We start from the raw sequence: 17,494 nt of genomic DNA on the forward strand, positions 1-17,494 counted from the left end.
ATTGTGACAGTAAGCCTGTATTTGGAAGGTTTCGTTCCATGGATTACTTGACCGGAGCAAGATCCGGCTGCCCGAGCGCGCATCCTGCGGCGCGGGAATTCCTTCACATATAACTCAAGTTTTGACAAGCCTGGTTTCCGGGCGATTCGTCGCTATAGCGGCGTGCTGCCTTCGAGGAATTTCGCCGCCAGTGTCTCCGGCAGCCGCCGCGGCCGCCCCCGGGCGTTGATGACGGCGATGATCACCTTGGCGGCAATCAGCAGCGTCTCGCCCGAACGGATCTGTTGATTGAGCACCATCTTGGCGCCGCCGGCCTTCTCCGTATGCGTCAGGATCGTCAGCACATCATCCATGCGCGCCGGGCTCTTGAAGTCGATCTCCATGCGGTGGACGACGAAGACTAGGCCTTCTTCATCGGCGCTAATGAGCTCGCGCTGTTCGACGCCGAGGCAGCGCAGATAGTCGGTGCGGCCGCGCTCGAGGAAATGCAGGTAACGGGCGTGATAGACCAGGCCAGAGAAATCCGTGTCTTCATAATAGACCCGCTGGACGAGGCGGTGTCCAGCTTCCGTCAGCTCTCCCGAAATGGAAAAAGGGCGTTCCGTCATAATTATCTCCAAACTTCGGTGCCCTCTTTGGCGCAACGCTTCCCGGCAGGCAAGCATTGAATGCCCGGCAGGCAGGCATTGAATGATTGTCATAATTCCTAACTATTCCCGATAACGAACCAACCGATCAGGAGACGATGCGATGAAGATTGCGGTTATGGGCGGAGACGGTTTCATTGGCTGGCCGACGTCGCTGCATCTCTCCGATGCCGGTCACGAAGTCCATATCCTCGACAATCTCTCGCGCCGCTGGATCGACACCGAACTCGGCGTTCAGTCGCTGACGCCGATGGATTCGATCCAGGAGCGCACCCGCATCTGGCATGCCGAAACCGGACGCCGCATCCAGTTCAACCTGATCGATCTCGCCAGGGATTATGAACTGATGAAGAACTGGCTTTCCGAGCACCGCCCGGATGCCGTCATCCACTTCGCCGAGCAGCGGGCCGCGCCCTATTCGATGAAAAGCGACCGCCACAAGAACTACACCGTCAACAACAATGTCAGCGCCACGCACAACCTGCTGAACGCGTTGACCGAACTCAATCTCGACGCCCATCTCATCCATCTCGGCACCATGGGCGTCTACGGCTATTCGACGGTCGGCGCGGCCATCCCCGAAGGCTACCTGCCGGTCGGCATCGAAACGCCAGCCGGCGAGACGGTCAACCAGGAGATCCTCTATCCCTCCAATCCCGGCTCGATCTACCACATGACCAAGTGCCTGGATCAACTTCTCTTCCAGTTCTACGCCAAGAACGACGTGCTCAGGATCACCGATCTGCACCAGGGCATCGTCTGGGGCACGCATACCGAGCAGACGCGCCGCCATGCGCAGTTGATCAACCGTTTCGACTACGACGGCGACTACGGCACGGTGCTGAACCGCTTCCTCATCCAGGCGGCGATCGGCTATCCCTTGACGGTGCACGGCACCGGCGGCCAGACCCGTGCCTTCATCCATATCCAGGATTCGGTGCGCTGCATCGAACTGGCGCTGAAAAACCCGCCGGCCCGCGGCGCCCGCGTCGAGATCTTCAACCAGATGACGGAAACCCACCGGGTGCGCGACCTCGCCCAGATGATCGCCAGGATGAGCGGCGCCGACATCGCCTGGCTGCCCAACCCGCGCAAGGAAGCCGCCGAGAACGAGTTGATCGTCCAGAACGAAAAGTTCCGCAATCTCGGCCTCGAACCGATCACGCTGGAAGCAGGCCTGCTCGGCGAGATCGTCGACGTCGCAAAGAAATTCGCCTATCGCGTCGACCGCTCGCGCGTGCCGGCCGTCTCCGCCTGGACCAAGGACATCGCCGCGACGATCAATCACGATCCGGAAGGCAAGCGGCTGAAGTCTGTCTCGTGAGCGGTGTCTTATTGTTGAAACCCCGCCAGTCCAACGATGTCCCCCTCATTCCTGTGTTTGTCACAGGAATCCAGCACGCCCAAGTCTTTGGGCGCAGGAGAGTCATTCACGGCGCCGACGCGCCGTGGCTGGATTCCCGTGACAAGCACAGGAATGAGGGATGGCGAGGAGGTGGTCGACAACGATGATTTCTACCTCAACCCTCGCCTATGTCACCCTCGTCAGCAATGCAGACTACGCCAAGGGCGCCACCGCCCTAGCAAATTCGCTTCGCCGAACCGGCACCAGCGCCGACATCGTCATCCTCCACACCGGCGGCGTCGATGCGGCCGCCCTCGCCCCGCTCAAAACCCCCGGTTGCCGCCTGATCGAGGTCGAGCACCTGCCGCTGTCTGCCGCCTTCAACGAGCGCCATGCCCGCGGCCAGCTTCACTCGGCCGCCCCCTTCACCAAGGGCCGCAAGCCGGATTTCCATTCGCCGCTCGACAATTTCTGCAAGCTCAGGCTGTGGCAACTCGTCGAATACCAGCGCTGCGTCTTCATCGACGCCGATGCCCTCGTGCTGAAGAATGTCGACAGGCTCTTCCTCTATCCGGAATTTTCCGCCGCCCCCAATGTCTATGAAAGCCTCGCCGACTTCCGCCGCATGAATTCCGGCGTCTTCGTCGCCACGCCCTCGCATGACACATTCCGGCACATGCTCGAAAGGCTCGACAGGCCGGACGCCTTCTGGCGGCGCACCGATCAGACCTTTCTCGAGACGTTCTTCCCGGATTGGCACGGCCTGCCGGTTTATTTCAACATGCTGCAATATGTATGGTTCACCATGCCGGAGCTTTGGGACTGGAAGAGCATTTCGATCCTGCATTACCAGTATGAAAAACCGTGGGAAAAGGATCATCCCAAGGCAGCGCGACTACAACCTTTGATCGATCTGTGGCACCGTTTCCATGATGGCAGCGATGTGCCGGAGATCACGGCGCTGGACAATCCGAAAGGGACAGCATGAAGGTACTGGTATCGGGTGGAACGGGTCTCGTCGGCCGGTATGTCGTCGAAGAACTGCTGACCGCCGGCTATCAGGTGATCGTCGGCGGACGCCGTGCGCCGCATCCGCGCCTCTTCTCCCGCCCGGTCGAGTTCGCAGCCCTTTCCCTTGATCCCGACAAGGATCAGATCGACGTTTTCGACGACGCCTATTTTTTCGTCCACGCCGCCTTCAGCCATGTCCCGGGCAAATATCGTGGCGGCGAGGGTGACGATCCCAAAACCTTCCACAGGCTGAACCTCGACGGCACCGTCCGGCTTTTCGAAGCTGCCAAACGCGCCGGCACGCGCCGCTGCGTCTTCCTGTCCAGCCGCGCCGCCTACGGCGAACATCCCAGGGGAAGCGAGATGACAGAGACGATGCTGGCCAAGCCCGAAACACTCTACGGCCAGGTCAAGCTCGATGCCGAGCGAGCGCTTGCCCACCTCTCCACGCCGGGTTTTGCCGGCGTGAGCCTGCGGGCGACCGGCATCTATGGAGATCTCTCGCCCAACAAATGGGACGCTCTCATTGCCGATTACCTCGCCGGCCGGCCGGTTGCGTCACGTGTGGGAACGGAAGTTCACGGCCGCGACCTCGGACGGGCGGTACGGCTGATGCTGGAGACGGAAAGCAACCGCATCTCCGGCGAGATTTTCAACGTCTCAGACATCGCGGTCGACACGAGTGACATCCTTTCAGCCATCCGCCGCGAAACGGGCTGTCGACACGCGCTGCCGCCGCCCGGCGATAGGATCGCGCTCAATCCCATGGGCACAGCGAAAATCCGCGCGCTCGGCTGGGAGCCGGGCGGAACCCCGCTATTCCAAGAGACGATGCGGCGGCTGGCCGCGGCACTGCCGGCATCCCCGAGACACAGGTCCACGCAAGTCTGATTTTGCAGGATGCACCCGAATTGCAATCGGGGCCCGAGCTGTCGGGAAATTGTCCATGCAGATCGCAACCACCTCTGCCTCCATTATCTTGCGCGGCGCGTCTTCGGCAACGGCCATATCCGGCGCGGGAAACGAGACCGATCAGGGTGTGCTGAAACTGCAGCGCACCACCCAGGCGCTGCAACAGATGCGGCAGACGCTGGCGACCTCGGAGGACGAGGACAAGACGAAGGCGCAACGCAAGCTCGAAGAGGCACAGCAGCAGTTGGAGATGCTGCGCAGCTCCAACATGCCGCCTGAGGTGGTTGCCCGTCTGGCCGCCGAACTGGCGCGCAAGATCGGCGCCGCCGCCTCCGAGTTCGCATCATCGGTGGCGACCGGGAGCTCAGCAGTCGTCGTCCCGGCAGATGCAACCTCGGATGCAACGGCGACCGCAACGAGCGGGGCCGCTGCCGCGCTGACGGATACCTCAGGAAAAAGCGGAACCACTGCAACCGGCGCGCAGGAACCGGACGCCGCTACCAGCGCCCGCAACGCCTATCAGAGCGTCGCCGAGGATGCCCCGAAATTCTCGAGCATCTCGACTGATGATCGAGAAACGATGGAAGAGTTCAAGGCGGTCGTGAGTGAACTCAAGCAGTTGCTCGAAAAGGCGATGCACGATCTGCGGCAGCAGAACCGGCAGCCGGGAGCCAACGCCGTTCCCGATATGGCGGACTTATCCAGCGCCACCGCGACAATCCCGACAAGTATCGTCGTCTGACCTTCAGCCACATCCCAAGAAAAGGGCGTGAAACACGCGCGGCACTGTCGCATCCGGCATTTGCATCGGGCATCCGGCCGTCTATGCTCGGTCGAACTTTCCTATATCCGGCAGATCGAATGACCGCTAAAGAATTGAAAGCGCAGCTGCGCAACGAACGCCTGTCCGCACGCGACGCCATCCCCGCCGAGGAACGCGCCTCCAAAAGTCTCGCAATGGCTGATCATGCCGGCGAGGCCGTCGGTTTTGCGCTGGGCACGATCATCTCCGGCTTCCTGCCGATCCGTTCGGAAGCTGACCTCAGGCCGCTGATGGCCCGCTTTGCCGTGCGCGGCGCGCGGCTTTGCGTGCCGGCGATCCTCGATCGGCAGACCATCGTCTTTCGCGAGCTGGCGGAGGGTGCGCCGCTTGTCGACACCGGTTTCGGCACGGTCGGCCCCAGCGCGGATACCGCTACTCTCGATCCCGAGATCATGCTGGTGCCGCTTTCGGCCTTCGATATCAGCGGCCACCGCATCGGCTACGGCGCCGGCCACTACGACCGCGCCATCAGCCGGCTAAGGCAAAAAGGCCTGCATCCGAAGCTGATCGGCATTGCATTCGACTGCCAGGAAGTGGCACATGTGCCCGCTGAGCCGCACGACATAAGCCTGGATGCCATCCTGACAGAAAGCGGCCTTCGCTTTTTTGCCTCTTGGATTGGATAGGGAATGCGGCTGCTTTTTCTGGGTGACATGGTCGGCAAGACGGGACGCACGGCAGTCTGGGACCGCCTTCCCGGCCTGATCTCCGACCTCAAGCTCGATTTCGTCGTCGTCAACGGCGAGAATGCCGCCGGCGGCTTCGGGATCACCGAGGACATTTTTCTAGAGACGATCAATGCCGGCGCCGATGTGGTGACGACGGGCAATCACGTCTGGGACCAGAAGGAAGCGGTCGCCTTCGCCGGGCGGCACGATCAATTCCTGCGGCCGGCCAACTATCCGCAAGGCACGCCCGGCCGCGGCTCCGGCCTGTTCTATGCCCGGAACGGCGCGCGTGTGCTCGTCGCCAATGTCATGGGCCGGGTCTTCATGCACCCCGAACTCGACGACCCCTTCAAATCGGCGGAAGTAATCCTCGCCGCCTGCCCGCTCAAGGAGCAGGCCGATGCGATCATCTTCGATTTCCATGCAGAGGCGACCAGCGAGAAGCAGTGCTTCGGCCATTTCGTCGACGGCCGTGCCAGTTTCGTCGTCGGCACCCACACGCATGTGCCGACGGCCGACGCACAGATCCTGAACGGCGGCACCGCCTATATGTCGGATGCCGGCATGTGCGGCGATTACGACTCTTCGCTCGGCATGGATAAGGAAGAGCCGCTGAACCGCTTCATCTCCAAGATGCCGAAGGGCCGCATGGAAGCGGCAAACGGCCCCGCGACGATCTGCGGCGTCGGCGTGGAGATTTCCGACAGCACGGGACTGGCCGAGAAGATCGCGCCGCTGAGGCTTGGACCACGATTGGCCGAGACGGTGCCGGAGTTCTGGCGGTAATTCGCCCCGCGCCCAACACGCGATTGTGAGCATCCCCAGCCTGGACCCCTGCGACCTCTTGCCGCATTCTCCGGCCGCCAATTCAAAGTGATCGAGCGTCCTTAGCGCGCCCTTCAGACGCGCGGCGCTCTCCGTGAAAGCGCCGGAGGGGTGGCATGAAGCCGCAATATCTTGTCCTCGCAATCGCATACCTTGCGGCCTTCACCGCGCCAACTCCCGCCGCAGCGGAGGAACAGCGAACGCCCGTCAGCCAGTGCCAGGCGATCGCGCAGAATATCCCCAAGGCAACCTTCGCAAGCTTTTCCGGCACGGCACCGTTGACGCCCGCCGTCTCCGAGGATGAAGACGTCAAATTCACCTTCCTCGGCCACTCCACCTTTGAAATCGAGACGCCCGGCGGCATCATCATCGCCACAGACTATAACGGCTGGTACCGGCCGGGGACGACGCCCGATGTCGTGACCATGAACAAGGCGCACACGACCCACTTCACCTTGACGCCCGACCCCGGCATCAAACATGTGCTGCATGGGTGGAGCGACGTTCCCGGCGGAAAGGCCGACATCGATCTCGTCGTCGGCGATGCCTATATCCGCAATGTTCCGACGGATATCCGCTTCAGCTACGGGCTCGGTGGCTCGCAGGAGAACGGCAATTCCATCTTCATCTTCGAGATCGCCGGTCTCTGCATCGGCCATCTCGGCCACTTGCACTACGAACTGACGGACACCCATTATATCGAGATCGGCCGACTCGATATCGTGATGGTGCCGGTCGACGGCGGCCTGACCATGGGCGCCGACAGCATGAGCCGCGTCATCAAGCGGCTGCGCTCGTCGTTGATTCTGCCGATGCACCGCCGTGGCCCACCGGTCGACGCCTTCGTTTCGATGTTCGGTAAGGATTTCGACATCGCCTATGCGACCGATGACAGCATCACTGTCTCGATGCGTACGCTGCCGAAGAAACCGCTGATCTATGTGCTGCAGGGCGTCCGGTAAAAGGCTCTTCCCTCCAGGTCATTCGCATCAAGCGAACTGCAGATGGCGCTTGATGCCGACATCCGGCATCTTGTCGTCATCGAGATTGGCCTTGGCGATCTCCCAGCCGAATTTCAGCTTGTTGCCTGTGGAGACCCAGATCTCGGCATCGTCGACATGGAGGGAAAGCATGGTGAGCTTGGGGTCCTTCTTGCCGTTGTCATACCAGGCCGCAATGATCGAACTCCAATACTCCTCGATCTTGGAAGGGTCGGGGCGCACTTCGATCACACCGGCAAGGCAGGCGTGATAGTCGTGATCCTTGCCGATGACGCAGAAATGCGCGCGGCTGCCGGGCTTGATGGCGCGCACGATGTCGGCATCCGTCTTGGTATAGAACCAGATGGTGTTGGTGGTGGGATCGGCATGTGGCGCCATCGGCTGCATGTGCATGTCCAGCCCGGAAATCCCGAGCATGCCGGCATGAACATCGTTGACCTGATCCCAGAGCTGACGTGCTGGATGCTCCTGGGCCTCGCTGAGACTTGCCATGACCGTTCCTTTCCGTTGGATGGAGTTCCGTTGAAACGTCATCCCATCGCCTTTGTTCCCCGCAGAAGCAGCGGGCGACGTCGTCTTTTCAGGGTGCGGGAATATGCGATAGTGCGCCTGACCGAGAAAGGATCGTCATGCGAACAAAACATTCGATTCTGACTTTGATTTTTTGCGCAGCCTTTGCGCCAACAGTCCTTGCAGCAGAAAAGACCTTCAAGCCCGACCAGAATGGCCAGGTCGTCTTCGTCACGCCCACAAGGAATATCGGCTGTGTCTATACGCCAAAGGGCGGCGTCGAAATGTATGTTCCCGAAGACGGCGGGCCGGAGCTCGCCTGCGAGCGAAAAGAGCCGCTCTACGTCCGCCTCATCATGTCGGCGAGCGGCAAGACCACTATCTTCAAGATGGTCGGCGATACCGCCTGCTGCAGCGAGGAACATATTCTCGACTATGGCGATACCTGGAAGGGTGGCCCCTATTCCTGCACCTCCGGCACGGAGGGGCTGCGTTGCCGACGCCGGGACGGACATGGTTTCTTCGCCAGCCGTAGGCGGCTGACGGTTGACTGAGGCGAGCGGCGGGTCCGCGCATCGTGCGGCAAATCCACCGCTTTTTCCTTGAACGGGTGCCGTTTCGCTCTTATAAGGCGGCCCATTCCGAACAATGAGACGTGAACAGGGGTGCCATGGCTGGCCATTCACAGTTTAAAAACATCATGCATCGCAAAGGCCGTCAGGATGCCGTGCGGTCGAAAATGTTCTCGAAGCTTGCGCGCGAAATCACCGTTGCCGCCAAGGCCGGCCTGCCCGACCCGACAATGAACGCCCGTCTTCGCCTGGCGATCCAGAACGCCAAGGCCCAGTCCATGCCGAAGGACAATATCGACCGCGCCATCAAGAAGGCAGCCGGCGCCGACGGCGAAAACTACGATGAAGTACGCTATGAGGGTTATGGTCCCGGCGGCACCGCGATCATCGTCGAGGCGCTCACCGACAACCGCAACCGCACCGCCTCCAACGTCCGCTCGATCTTCACCAAGGCCGGCGGCGCGCTTGGCGAAACCGGTTCCGTTTCCTTCTCCTTCGACCATGTCGGTGAGATCACCTACAAGCTTTCCGTCGGCGATGCCGACAAGGTGATGGAAGCCGCGATCGAAGCCGGCGCCGACGATGTCGAGACCGACGAGGACGGCCACTACATCACCTGTGGCTTCGAAGCCCTCGGCGAAGTGTCGAAAGCGCTGGAAGCAAGCCTCGGCGAAGCCGAAACCGTCAAGGCCGTCTGGCGCGCCCAGAACAACGTGCCGGTGGACGAGGAAAAGGCCCAGTCGCTGATGAAGCTCATCGACAGCCTCGAAGATGATGACGACGTCCAGAACGTCTATTCCAACTTCGAAGTCTCGGAAGAGGTTCTGGCGAAGCTCTCCGCCTGATTTCTTCAGATCGTCGCCAATCGAAAACCCGGCCGCGACGCCGGGTTTTTTGTTTGTGCAAGATGAATCTTCTGCAGGGCGCCAGTTGGCAAACCCTACGCAGCTGCCCGCATGAAATTTCCCAGCCCAGCGAACAGTTCCACCGACCTCAGCCGTGCCTCGATGTCGTGGATCGGCATCGAGACGATCACCTCGTCGGCCTGCGTTTCCCGCAGAAACGCCGCCAATTTCGCCTCCGCCGTCTGCGGAGACCCCACCACGGCGTAACGCAGCGTGTGTTCGACGTTCATCTTCTCCATCGGCGACCAGAAATTTTCCATATCGGCCACCGGGCGGGGGAAAGGACCGCGGACATTGCGGCGCAGGTTGACGAACTGCTGCTCAGCGGAGGAAAAATGGTAGCGCGCTTCCTCGTCCGTTGCCGCCGCCGCACCCATGACGCCGACCATGACATAGGGCTTGTCGAGCGTCGCCGAGGGCTGGAAGCGGTCTCGGTAGATCGCGATCGCATCGAGCAGCATGTCGGGCGCGAAATGTGAGGCGAAGGCATAGGGAAGCCCGAGCATGGCGGCGAGCTGGGCGCTGTACAGGCTGGAACCAAGCAGCCAGATCGGGATATGCGAGCCATTGCCGGGCACCGCGAGGATCGCCTGGTTCTCGACCGGCGTACCGAGGAGTTGCTGCAGTTCCACCACGTCGTTCGGGAAGCTGTTGCCGCCGGCCTCGAGATTGCGCCGCAGCGCCTGTGCCGTGCGCATATCCGTTCCCGGCGCGCGCCCGAGGCCGAGATCGATACGGCCGGGGAAGAGTGCCTCCAGCGTGCCGAACTGTTCGGCGATGACGAGCGGCGAATGATTGGGCAGCATAATGCCGCCGGAGCCGATGCGGATACGTGTTGTCGCAGCCCCGATATGGCCGATAACGACTGATGTGGCGGCGCTGGCGATCCCCGGCATGCCGTGATGCTCGGCAAGCCAGAAGCGCTTGTAGCCGAAGTCCTCGGCCTTCCGTGCCATCCGTGCCGAGCTCTCGAGAGACTGGCGGATACTGCTGCCTTCGGCAACGGGGGAGAGGTCGAGTATGGAGAAGGGAACCATGGGAAACCTGCCGGCAGTTTGAAGGATGCCGTCTATGTAGGTTGCCGCCCCCGCCATTCCAAACCATGCACGCAACAAAAAGGGCCGCACAAGCGCGACCCTTGCCAACGGTCAAAAGCCACGGCTTAGCGATGACGGCGCAGCATATGCACCTCGGCGCTCGGCTGGTGGAGGCCATGCGGCAGCGTGAAATTGCCGAGCTGGCGGTCCATTTCCAGGGCTTCCGTCGCCAGCCGATGGATCGCTTCCGTCGTCTCCTCGACCATCGAGGCGTTCTGCTGCGTCATCGCATCGAGTTCGGCGACGGCGCTGTTGATCTCACGTAGCGTATTCGCCTCCTCGCGGGTCGCACCCATGATCTCGGTGATCTGTCCGTTGATCGCCTCGACATGCGCGCCGATGCCGGTCAGCGCAACGCCGGCCTTTTCCACAAGCGCCACACCGCTTTCGACCTCATGCGTCGATTTCTGCAGCAGGCCGGAAATCTCCTTTGCCGCACTCGACGAGCGCTGGGCAAGTTCGCGCACTTCCATGGCGACGACGGCAAAGCCCTTGCCCGATTCACCGGCGCGTGCTGCCTCGACGCCGGCATTGAGCGCCAGCAGGTTGGTCTGGAAAGCGATGTCGTCGATAACCGAGATGATCGTGTTGATCTGGCGCGAAGAGGTCTGGATCGCCTCCATCGCGGCGATCGTTTCGCGCATGATCTGGCCGGAGCCGGTCGTCTCCTTCTTGGCGTCGCGGGCAATGCGCTCGGCCTGTTCGGCCCGCTCGATCTGCCGGCGGACGGACTGGGTGATGGCGCTGATCGCATTCGCCGTCTCAGTGATCGAGCTGGCCTGGCGCTCGGTGCGACCGGCAAGTTCGTCGGCGCCGGTGCGCATCTCCTCGGAGCCGGCGCGCACCGCCATCGAGTTGCCGCCGATTGCCGTCATGGTTTCGCTCAGCGTCGCGAGCGCCTCGTTGAAATTGATGCGCAGACTTTCGAGCTCGTTGGGGAAGCGGGTATCGATCTGATAGGCGAGATCACCGCTCGCCAGATGATGCAGGCCCTCATCGATCGCCTCGACCACCTGCTGCAACGTCTTCGCCTCGGCCTCGCGCTCGGCCAGATTCTGCTGGCGGTCGTGCTCGGCCTGCAAGCGCGTCTCTTCGCTGGCGGCTTCGAATTCGCGGCTTTCGATCAGCGACTGGCGGAAGCGCGCGAGCGCATTCGCCATCGTGCCGATCTCGTCCTTGCGGCTCAGGCTGCCGATCTCGCTGTCGAGTTTGCCGTCGGCGACATCGCGGGTGACACCGGCAAGCCGTGCAAGCGGCGAAAACAGGAAATTGGTGACGAGGCCGGTCGCGACCGCCATGACGACGAGCACGCCGATGCCGATCATCGTCAGCAGCGTGGCAATCTCGACCGAGCCGGCATTGAGTTCCCTCAAAAGCACGCTCTCGACCACGAGGAAGCGGTCGCCGCGATAGTCGATGCCGCGAACATAGGCGCGGGCAGGCCCGTCCACCCGGTTGAAATCGGCCACGGTCATCGCCGAACTGGCCAGCGCGCTCTTGATGAAGGTGAAGGAGGTCGTATCGAGCGTCGCAAGCTTGCCGCTCTGGTCAAGACCGACGGCCGAGCCATCGCCGGAGATGATCGCCGCCCGCGCCGTGCTGCTCTGGACGATGCCTTTGCCAAGGATACCGGTGACGATGTCGTCGCGCACCTTGAAGAGGATGATACCCTTGGCCGCGCCGAGCTTGATGATCGGCACGGCGTAGAAGATCGCCGGCTTGCCGCTGCCAGCATCGACGCGAAGACCGGAAAAACCTGTCGGGGCGGCATCATCGGTCGCCTTGGCGGTATTCTCGATCGCCTTGGCAAAAGCGATGCCGGCGCCGGTCGCCTTCCAGGCGTCCGACTTCAGGTTTTCGGCGAAGTCGTCCTCCTTCTTATAGGAATAGAGGACCGTGCCGTCGAGATCGGCGATCAGCAGGTCGCTGAAGGCGGTATCCTCGAGGTCGCGGGCGACTTCGCCCTGTGTCTTCTCGTGGTTCGAATAATAGAAGCCGCTCGGCCCTTCCGGCTTCATCAGCTTCTCGCGCTGGTCGGCCGGGTTGGGATTGCCCGATATGAAAACCTTCTTCAGTTCGGCGCGGGCATCACCCGAGGTCTTCTCGATGGTCTTCCAGCCGCTTTTCAGGCTGGTGATCGACATTTGCAGCGCTTCGATGCGCGCGATGGAATTCGCCTGGTTTTCGAGCTGCGTTAGCTGGTCCTGCAGCATGTCGCCGCGAAAGATCAGCACGCTTTCCTTGGCCTTCAGCGCCTGTTCGTCGGAGATCCGGCTGCTGGCGAAATAGGCAAGCACGTCGATCACCGCGATCGACAGCACGGTCAGCAGAATGAATGTGGCAATGACCTTGAAGGACAGGGATTGAAATCTCTGTGCCATGTACGACGAACCCCTCTGAACGCGTCTGCCAGCCTCGGCACACAACGCATGCCTGACACTGACCTGTAAACAGAACATCGGGGGCTTCATCTTTGCGAAAAGTAGCCCCTCTCGTATTGACGACTAGAATTCAGGCATCTGTTTTAATTAGCGGTAAATGGCGCGGCCTAAATCCATGAGTGTTTTTGTTTTGTTCACATATCGGTGGCAGTTATTTCGCAATCGCTATAGGTTGAACCATGCAAAACACGATTCGCATCGTCGGCATCGATCCCGGACTTCGCCGCACCGGCTGGGGAATCATCGAGACGTCAGGCAACTCCCTCCGATTTGTGGCCTCCGGAACCGTGACCTCTGATGGAGACATGGATCTTGCCTCCCGCCTCTGCCAGCTGCATGACGGCCTGGCGGAGGTCGTCCACAGCTATAAGCCGGATGAAGCCGCCGTCGAACAGACTTTCGTCAACAAGGATGCGGTGGCGACGCTGAAGCTCGGCCAGGCCCGCGGCATCGCCATGCTGGTGCCGGCGCGCGCCGGCTTGCCGGTCTCCGAATATGCCCCGAACGCGGTGAAGAAGGCGGTTATCGGCGTCGGCCACGGCGAAAAACACCAGATCCACATGATGTTGAAGATCCTGATGCCGAAAGTCGAATTCAAGGGTGACGACGCCGCCGACGCCCTGGCGATCGCCATCTGCCATGCGCATAATCGCGGCAGCAACCGGATGCGCCAAGCGCTGGCCGGTTAATCTGTTCTTGACTTGTTCTCATTCCATGATAAGTAATACCTCGGAGGTATTACCATGCGCGTAACGGAAAAAGGCCAGGTGACGATTCCCAAGGACATCCGGGACCGCTTGAAGATCGGGCCGGGATCCGAGGTGGATTTCGTTGCCGATGAAAAGGGTGCCCGCCTGGTTGTTCTATCCAGCAGGATAGAGCCGTCGCAGGACGATTTTGAATCCTGGCTCGGCAGTATGAGCGGGACCCTCGACACCAGCGGCATGACGACTGATGAATTCATAGAATGGTTGAGGGGACCACGTGATGACCTCGGTCCTCGTTGATACGAACATTTTCATCGATGTCTTCGGACCGGATAATCCTTTCAGGGAATGGTCCGCGCGGGCGTTGAGCGCATTGCGTCCGGATTCGCAATTCATCATGACACCCGTCGTTTGGGCGGAGCTGGCATGCATGACCCCGCGCGAGGAAACCCTTGCATTTGTGCTGTCGCGGTTAAACCTGATCCGCGAGGCCCTGCCGTTTTCCGCCGCTTACCGGGCCGGCATGGCACATGCGCAGTACCGGAGGAGCGGCGGCCTGCGCGAGCGCACCCTGCCGGATTTTTTCATCGGTGCGCACGCCCTCGTTCGATCGCACCGCCTTCTGACGCGCGATGGCGCGCGCTACCGCTCTTATTTCCCGGAATTGGACATCATTTCTCCCGAAACGCACTCTTGAAAGACCGCGCCTCATGATCGGCAAGCTGAAAGGCACCATAGACGAGATCGGCGAAGACTATGTGCTCGTCGATGTGCACGGCGTCTGCTACGTCGCCCATTGCTCGACCCGCACCCTGTCCAAGCTCGGCTCGGCCGGCGAGGCCTGCGTGCTGTTCATCGAGACCTATGTGCGTGAGGATCAATTGAAGCTCTTCGGCTTCATGACCGCCTTGGAGCGAGAATGGTTCAACCTGCTCCAGAGCGTCCAGGGCGTCGGCGCCAAAGTGGCGCTCGCCGTGCTCTCGACGCTGACACCGGGCGAACTCGCCAATGCAATCGCCCTGCAGGACCGCGCCGCCGTCTCCCGCGCGCCGGGCGTCGGCCCGAAAGTGGCAATGCGCCTCGTCACGGAACTGAAGAACCGGGCGCCGGCCTTTGCCGGGGAAGCGCTCAATATCGCCCTGAAGCAGGAACTCGGCGAAGGTGTCGCGGCAGCACCTGTTGCCGATGCGGTTTCCGCGCTCACCAACCTCGGCTATTCCCGCGATCAGGCGGCGAATGCGGTTGCCGCGGCGATGAAGGCCGCTGGCGACGACGCCGACAGTGCTAAGCTGATCAGGCTGGGATTGAAGGAACTAGCGCGATAGGGTAGGATAAATTGTAAATTTTCCACCAAATGGCAAATCTTCCGACTAACACGCCAGCATAGGATTACTGATCGATGTGGGGAGAATTTACGCTTTCGCCCAAGGGCCAGATAACGCTCCCAAAAGAGCTACGGGAGGCTCTCGGCCTTCAGGCTGGCGATCAGCTTGTTTTTTCCATCATCGATGGAGAGGTCGTGATCACACCAAAATCGATCAACTTCAACGATCTCGCGGGCCTTCTTGGATCGCCTCCAAATGGTCGCGCTTCCCTGGAAGAGATCGACGCAACGGTCACCGATGCTGCGGGCAGCGATGTGGTCGACGAGGCCGCGCGGTCGAAATCGGATGTGGCGGCATGATTGCCTATGGCGTGGACACGAACGTCCTGCTGAGGCTTATCGTCGACGACGATCCGGAGCAAAGGGCTGCCGCGCTGAAGTTCGGTGAAGGTATCGGCAGGGACTATCGTGGATTTCTCTCGCTTCTGAACCTCTTGGAGCTGGATTGGGCGTTGCGCGCACGGTTCGGCTTCAAGAAAAAGGATGTTGTCGCGGCAATCGGCAAATTGACACGCGTCAGAGGTTTGGACATCGAGAACCAGACGCTGGTGATCAAGGCCTTGAGGGCCGTGGAAACGCGAAACGCCGATTTCGCCGATGCCCTGATAGGCTACCGCGCCGCGGATGAGGGATGCCAGGCGACCAAGACATTTGACCGGCACGCATTCAAGACCGTGCCAGGTATGGAGCTTCTGACATGAGCGAACCCGCCCGCCTGATATCGCCGGAAAAGCGGGGCGAAGATCTCGATCTCACCTTGCGCCCGCAATCGCTGGACGAGTTCACCGGCCAGGCGGAGGCGCGCGCCAATCTCAAGGTCTTCATCGAGGCGGCGAAAAACCGCGGCGAGGCGCTGGATCATGTGCTGTTCGTCGGCCCGCCCGGCCTCGGCAAGACGACGCTGGCGCAGATCATGGCGAAAGAGCTCGGTGTCAACTTCCGCTCGACGTCAGGCCCTGTCATTGCCAAGGCCGGCGATCTTGCCGCCCTGCTCACCAATCTCGAGGAGCGCGACGTGCTCTTCATCGACGAGATCCATCGCCTCAATCCCGCCGTCGAGGAAATCCTCTATCCGGCTATGGAAGATTTCCAGCTCGACCTGATCATCGGCGAAGGCCCCGCGGCGCGCTCGGTGAAGATCGACCTGTCGAAGTTCACGCTGGTGGCGGCAACCACCCGTCTCGGCCTGTTGACGACGCCGCTGCGCGACCGCTTCGGCATCCCGGTACGCCTGAGCTTCTATACCGTCGAGGAGCTGGAGCTGATCGTGCGCCGCGGCGCACGACTGATGAACCTGCCGATGACCGAAGAGGGTGCCCGCGAGATCGCAAGACGCGCCCGCGGCACCCCGCGCATCGCCGGCCGGCTGCTGCGGCGCGTGCGCGACTTCGCCGAGGTGGCAAGGGCGGAAGCCGTCACCCGCGAGATCGCCGACGAGGCGCTGACCCGCCTGCTCGTCGACAATGTCGGCTTCGACCAGCTCGACAAACGTTACCTCAACATGATCGCCGTCAATTTCGGCGGCGGCCCGGTCGGCATCGAAACCATTGCCGCCGGCCTTTCCGAGCCGCGCGACGCGATCGAAGACATCATCGAGCCCTACATGATCCAGCAGGGTTTCATTCAGCGCACGCCACGCGGCCGTGTTCTGACCGCAATCGCGTGGAAACATCTGGGAATGCAACCGCCCAAGGAGATGGAGGCTGCGCAGTTCCGGCTGTTCCAGGAGGACAACTGAGTGATCACCCGCCGCGGATTTTTCAAGGTTCTTGGCGGCGGTATCACCGGTGTTATGGCGCTCGGCGGTTACGCCTTCGCCTATGAGCCGCTGGCGCGTCTCGCCATCACTCGCTACCGGCTGACGCCGCCGGGATGGACACCGGGGCTGAAGCTGCGCGTTGTCGCGCTTGCTGATATCCATGCCTGCGAACCGTGGATGTCGGCAAACCGCATTGCCGCGATCTGCCACCGGGCCAATGAACTCGAAGGCGATATCACCGTCCTGCTCGGCGATTATGCCGCCGGCATGAACATGGTGACGCAATATGTACATTCGAGCCAATGGTCGAAAGCGCTCGCCACCCTGCAAGCCCCGCTCGGCGTCCATGCGATCATGGGTAACCATGACTGGTGGGAGGACAGGACTGCGCAGAAGAACGGCGGGATGGAAACATTCGGACACCGGGCTCTCGCCGACGTCGGAATCCCGGTCTACGGCAACCGCGCCGTTCGGCTTGAAAAGGACGGCCACGGCTTCTGGCTCGCAGGTCTCGAAGATCAGCTGGCGCTGCTGCCAGGCAGGAAGTGGGGCCGCACGCAGATGCTTGGCCTCGACGATCTCGATGGAACCATGGCTGAGGTGACCGACGATGCGCCTGTCATTCTGCTCGCCCATGAGCCCGATATCTTTCCGCGCGTGCCCGAGCGCGTGTCGCTGACGCTGTCGGGCCACACGCATGGCGGACAGATCCGTTTCCTCGGCCGTTCGCCGATCGTCCCCTCGCGGTACGGCAACCGCTACGCCTATGGCCATATTGTCGAGGAGGGGCGTAATATCATCGTGTCCGGCGGGCTCGGTTGCTCCATTGCACCGGTGCGCTTCGGCGTACCGCCGGAAATCGTCGTGATCGATCTTGGATAGGAATG

Annotated in this window: 21 protein-coding genes; 17 read left to right on the forward strand and 4 right to left on the reverse strand. The window is 61.4% G+C overall.

Annotated features, from left to right (window positions below):
• Positions 1-152: 152 nt before the first annotated feature.
• Entirely contained in the window at positions 153-608 is a 456-nt protein-coding gene (gene ybgC / locus PO860_RS16615) for a tol-pal system-associated acyl-CoA thioesterase (protein ID WP_183609615.1), read from the reverse strand.
• Positions 609-750: 142 nt separating this feature from the next.
• Here ybgC and PO860_RS16620 point away from each other — a divergent pair, with 142 nt between their 5' ends.
• The 7 genes from PO860_RS16620 to PO860_RS16650 all read left to right on the forward strand — a co-directional run bounded on the left by PO860_RS16620 (position 751) and on the right by PO860_RS16650 (position 7,193).
• Positions 751-1,971 carry an NAD-dependent epimerase/dehydratase family protein gene (locus PO860_RS16620; protein ID WP_273884960.1) on the forward strand — a complete coding sequence of 407 codons (1,221 nt, stop codon included), beginning with the start codon at positions 751-753 and terminating at the stop codon, positions 1,969-1,971.
• A gap of 184 nt (positions 1,972-2,155) precedes the next feature.
• Complete coding sequence (locus tag PO860_RS16625; protein ID WP_275032301.1) at positions 2,156-2,980, forward strand: glycosyltransferase; 825 nt, start codon at positions 2,156-2,158, stop codon at positions 2,978-2,980.
• Entirely contained in the window at positions 2,977-3,894 is a 918-nt protein-coding gene (locus PO860_RS16630; protein ID WP_275032303.1) for an NAD-dependent epimerase/dehydratase family protein, read from the forward strand. Before PO860_RS16625 ends, PO860_RS16630 begins: the two co-directional genes overlap by 4 nt.
• 55 nt (positions 3,895-3,949) lie before the next feature.
• Positions 3,950-4,657, forward strand: coding sequence for a hypothetical protein (locus PO860_RS16635; protein ID WP_275037900.1), 708 nt, complete (start codon positions 3,950-3,952; stop codon positions 4,655-4,657).
• A gap of 119 nt (positions 4,658-4,776) precedes the next feature.
• Positions 4,777-5,364 (forward strand): 5-formyltetrahydrofolate cyclo-ligase, encoded by a 588-nt coding sequence (locus PO860_RS16640; RefSeq protein ID WP_183609610.1) that lies wholly within the window; start codon positions 4,777-4,779, stop codon positions 5,362-5,364.
• 3 nt (positions 5,365-5,367) lie between these two features.
• Positions 5,368-6,192 carry a TIGR00282 family metallophosphoesterase gene (locus PO860_RS16645; RefSeq protein WP_183609609.1) on the forward strand — a complete coding sequence of 275 codons (825 nt, stop codon included), beginning with the start codon at positions 5,368-5,370 and terminating at the stop codon, positions 6,190-6,192.
• Between the two features lie 155 nt (positions 6,193-6,347).
• Positions 6,348-7,193, forward strand: a complete 846-nt coding sequence (locus PO860_RS16650) for an MBL fold metallo-hydrolase (protein ID WP_275032305.1) — start codon at positions 6,348-6,350, stop codon at positions 7,191-7,193.
• Positions 7,194-7,220: 27 nt separating this feature from the next.
• Here PO860_RS16650 and PO860_RS16655 read toward each other — a convergent pair whose 3' ends face one another.
• A complete protein-coding gene (locus tag PO860_RS16655) occupies positions 7,221-7,724 on the reverse strand; it encodes a pyridoxamine 5'-phosphate oxidase family protein (protein WP_275032306.1) in 504 nt (167 codons plus the stop codon).
• Between the two features lie 137 nt (positions 7,725-7,861).
• Between PO860_RS16655 and PO860_RS16660 the strand changes: the two genes are divergently transcribed.
• Together PO860_RS16660 and PO860_RS16665 are read left to right on the forward strand one after the other, a co-directional pair.
• Complete coding sequence (locus PO860_RS16660) at positions 7,862-8,296, forward strand: DUF6636 domain-containing protein (protein WP_275032307.1); 435 nt, start codon at positions 7,862-7,864, stop codon at positions 8,294-8,296.
• A gap of 116 nt (positions 8,297-8,412) precedes the next feature.
• Entirely contained in the window at positions 8,413-9,159 is a 747-nt protein-coding gene (locus tag PO860_RS16665; protein ID WP_097615004.1) for a YebC/PmpR family DNA-binding transcriptional regulator, read from the forward strand.
• Positions 9,160-9,254: 95 nt separating this feature from the next.
• Here the strand turns inward: PO860_RS16665 and PO860_RS16670 are convergent, their stop codons facing one another.
• Together PO860_RS16670 and PO860_RS16675 are read right to left on the reverse strand one after the other, a co-directional pair.
• Positions 9,255-10,256 carry an LLM class flavin-dependent oxidoreductase gene (locus PO860_RS16670; protein WP_273881772.1) on the reverse strand — a complete coding sequence of 334 codons (1,002 nt, stop codon included), beginning with the start codon at positions 10,254-10,256 and terminating at the stop codon, positions 9,255-9,257.
• A gap of 125 nt (positions 10,257-10,381) precedes the next feature.
• Positions 10,382-12,697, reverse strand: coding sequence for a methyl-accepting chemotaxis protein (locus PO860_RS16675; protein ID WP_275032308.1), 2,316 nt, complete (start codon positions 12,695-12,697; stop codon positions 10,382-10,384).
• Between the two features lie 239 nt (positions 12,698-12,936).
• Between PO860_RS16675 and ruvC the strand changes: the two genes are divergently transcribed.
• The 8 genes from ruvC to PO860_RS16715 all read left to right on the forward strand — a co-directional run bounded on the left by ruvC (position 12,937) and on the right by PO860_RS16715 (position 17,489).
• A complete protein-coding gene (gene ruvC, locus PO860_RS16680) occupies positions 12,937-13,446 on the forward strand; it encodes a crossover junction endodeoxyribonuclease RuvC (protein WP_183609603.1) in 510 nt (169 codons plus the stop codon).
• 54 nt (positions 13,447-13,500) lie between these two features.
• Positions 13,501-13,764 (forward strand): AbrB/MazE/SpoVT family DNA-binding domain-containing protein, encoded by a 264-nt coding sequence (locus tag PO860_RS16685; protein WP_273884953.1) that lies wholly within the window; start codon positions 13,501-13,503, stop codon positions 13,762-13,764.
• Entirely contained in the window at positions 13,745-14,161 is a 417-nt protein-coding gene (locus PO860_RS16690) for a type II toxin-antitoxin system VapC family toxin (protein ID WP_183609601.1), read from the forward strand. The genes PO860_RS16685 and PO860_RS16690 overlap by 20 nt, the downstream gene beginning before the upstream one ends.
• Positions 14,162-14,174: 13 nt before the next feature.
• A complete protein-coding gene (gene ruvA, locus PO860_RS16695) occupies positions 14,175-14,789 on the forward strand; it encodes a Holliday junction branch migration protein RuvA (protein WP_183609600.1) in 615 nt (204 codons plus the stop codon).
• Between the two features lie 74 nt (positions 14,790-14,863).
• Entirely contained in the window at positions 14,864-15,148 is a 285-nt protein-coding gene (locus tag PO860_RS16700; RefSeq protein WP_273881770.1) for an AbrB/MazE/SpoVT family DNA-binding domain-containing protein, read from the forward strand.
• The gene (locus PO860_RS16705) at positions 15,145-15,549 is read left to right on the forward strand and encodes a type II toxin-antitoxin system VapC family toxin (RefSeq protein WP_183609598.1); all 405 of its coding nucleotides are present in this window, start codon (positions 15,145-15,147) and stop codon (positions 15,547-15,549) included. Before PO860_RS16700 ends, PO860_RS16705 begins: the two co-directional genes overlap by 4 nt.
• Complete coding sequence (ruvB, locus tag PO860_RS16710; protein ID WP_003582138.1) at positions 15,546-16,586, forward strand: Holliday junction branch migration DNA helicase RuvB; 1,041 nt, start codon at positions 15,546-15,548, stop codon at positions 16,584-16,586. Before PO860_RS16705 ends, ruvB begins: the two co-directional genes overlap by 4 nt.
• On the forward strand, positions 16,587-17,489 hold the full coding sequence (locus PO860_RS16715) for a metallophosphoesterase (RefSeq protein WP_183609597.1): 903 nt from the start codon (positions 16,587-16,589) through the stop codon (positions 17,487-17,489).
• Positions 17,490-17,494: the final 5 nt, after the last annotated feature.

The organism is Rhizobium binxianense, from assembly GCF_028994275.1.
Taxonomy (GTDB): Bacteria; Pseudomonadota; Alphaproteobacteria; order Rhizobiales; family Rhizobiaceae; genus Rhizobium; species Rhizobium binxianense.

What these genes read in the sequence shown, in the direction of transcription:
- PO860_RS16645 (WP_183609609.1), top strand. Translation starts at nt 5,368, where the DNA reads ATGCGGCTGCTTTTTCTGGGTGACATGGTCGGCAAGACGGGACGCACG.
- PO860_RS16655 (WP_275032306.1), bottom strand. Translation starts at nt 7,724, where the DNA reads ATGGCAAGTCTCAGCGAGGCCCAGGAGCATCCAGCACGTCAGCTCTGG.
- PO860_RS16635 (WP_275037900.1), top strand. Translation starts at nt 3,950, where the DNA reads ATGCAGATCGCAACCACCTCTGCCTCCATTATCTTGCGCGGCGCGTCT.
- PO860_RS16705 (WP_183609598.1), top strand. Translation starts at nt 15,145, where the DNA reads ATGATTGCCTATGGCGTGGACACGAACGTCCTGCTGAGGCTTATCGTC.
- PO860_RS16625 (WP_275032301.1), top strand. Translation starts at nt 2,156, where the DNA reads ATGATTTCTACCTCAACCCTCGCCTATGTCACCCTCGTCAGCAATGCA.
- ruvC (WP_183609603.1), top strand. Translation starts at nt 12,937, where the DNA reads ATGCAAAACACGATTCGCATCGTCGGCATCGATCCCGGACTTCGCCGC.
- ybgC (WP_183609615.1), bottom strand. Translation starts at nt 608, where the DNA reads ATGACGGAACGCCCTTTTTCCATTTCGGGAGAGCTGACGGAAGCTGGA.
- PO860_RS16640 (WP_183609610.1), top strand. Translation starts at nt 4,777, where the DNA reads ATGACCGCTAAAGAATTGAAAGCGCAGCTGCGCAACGAACGCCTGTCC.
- PO860_RS16675 (WP_275032308.1), bottom strand. Translation starts at nt 12,697, where the DNA reads ATGGCACAGAGATTTCAATCCCTGTCCTTCAAGGTCATTGCCACATTC.
- PO860_RS16630 (WP_275032303.1), top strand. Translation starts at nt 2,977, where the DNA reads ATGAAGGTACTGGTATCGGGTGGAACGGGTCTCGTCGGCCGGTATGTC.
- ruvB (WP_003582138.1), top strand. Translation starts at nt 15,546, where the DNA reads ATGAGCGAACCCGCCCGCCTGATATCGCCGGAAAAGCGGGGCGAAGAT.
- PO860_RS16670 (WP_273881772.1), bottom strand. Translation starts at nt 10,256, where the DNA reads ATGGTTCCCTTCTCCATACTCGACCTCTCCCCCGTTGCCGAAGGCAGC.
- ruvA (WP_183609600.1), top strand. Translation starts at nt 14,175, where the DNA reads ATGATCGGCAAGCTGAAAGGCACCATAGACGAGATCGGCGAAGACTAT.
- PO860_RS16690 (WP_183609601.1), top strand. Translation starts at nt 13,745, where the DNA reads ATGACCTCGGTCCTCGTTGATACGAACATTTTCATCGATGTCTTCGGA.
- PO860_RS16700 (WP_273881770.1), top strand. Translation starts at nt 14,864, where the DNA reads ATGTGGGGAGAATTTACGCTTTCGCCCAAGGGCCAGATAACGCTCCCA.
- PO860_RS16650 (WP_275032305.1), top strand. Translation starts at nt 6,348, where the DNA reads ATGAAGCCGCAATATCTTGTCCTCGCAATCGCATACCTTGCGGCCTTC.
- PO860_RS16665 (WP_097615004.1), top strand. Translation starts at nt 8,413, where the DNA reads ATGGCTGGCCATTCACAGTTTAAAAACATCATGCATCGCAAAGGCCGT.
- PO860_RS16685 (WP_273884953.1), top strand. Translation starts at nt 13,501, where the DNA reads ATGCGCGTAACGGAAAAAGGCCAGGTGACGATTCCCAAGGACATCCGG.
- PO860_RS16660 (WP_275032307.1), top strand. Translation starts at nt 7,862, where the DNA reads ATGCGAACAAAACATTCGATTCTGACTTTGATTTTTTGCGCAGCCTTT.
- PO860_RS16620 (WP_273884960.1), top strand. Translation starts at nt 751, where the DNA reads ATGAAGATTGCGGTTATGGGCGGAGACGGTTTCATTGGCTGGCCGACG.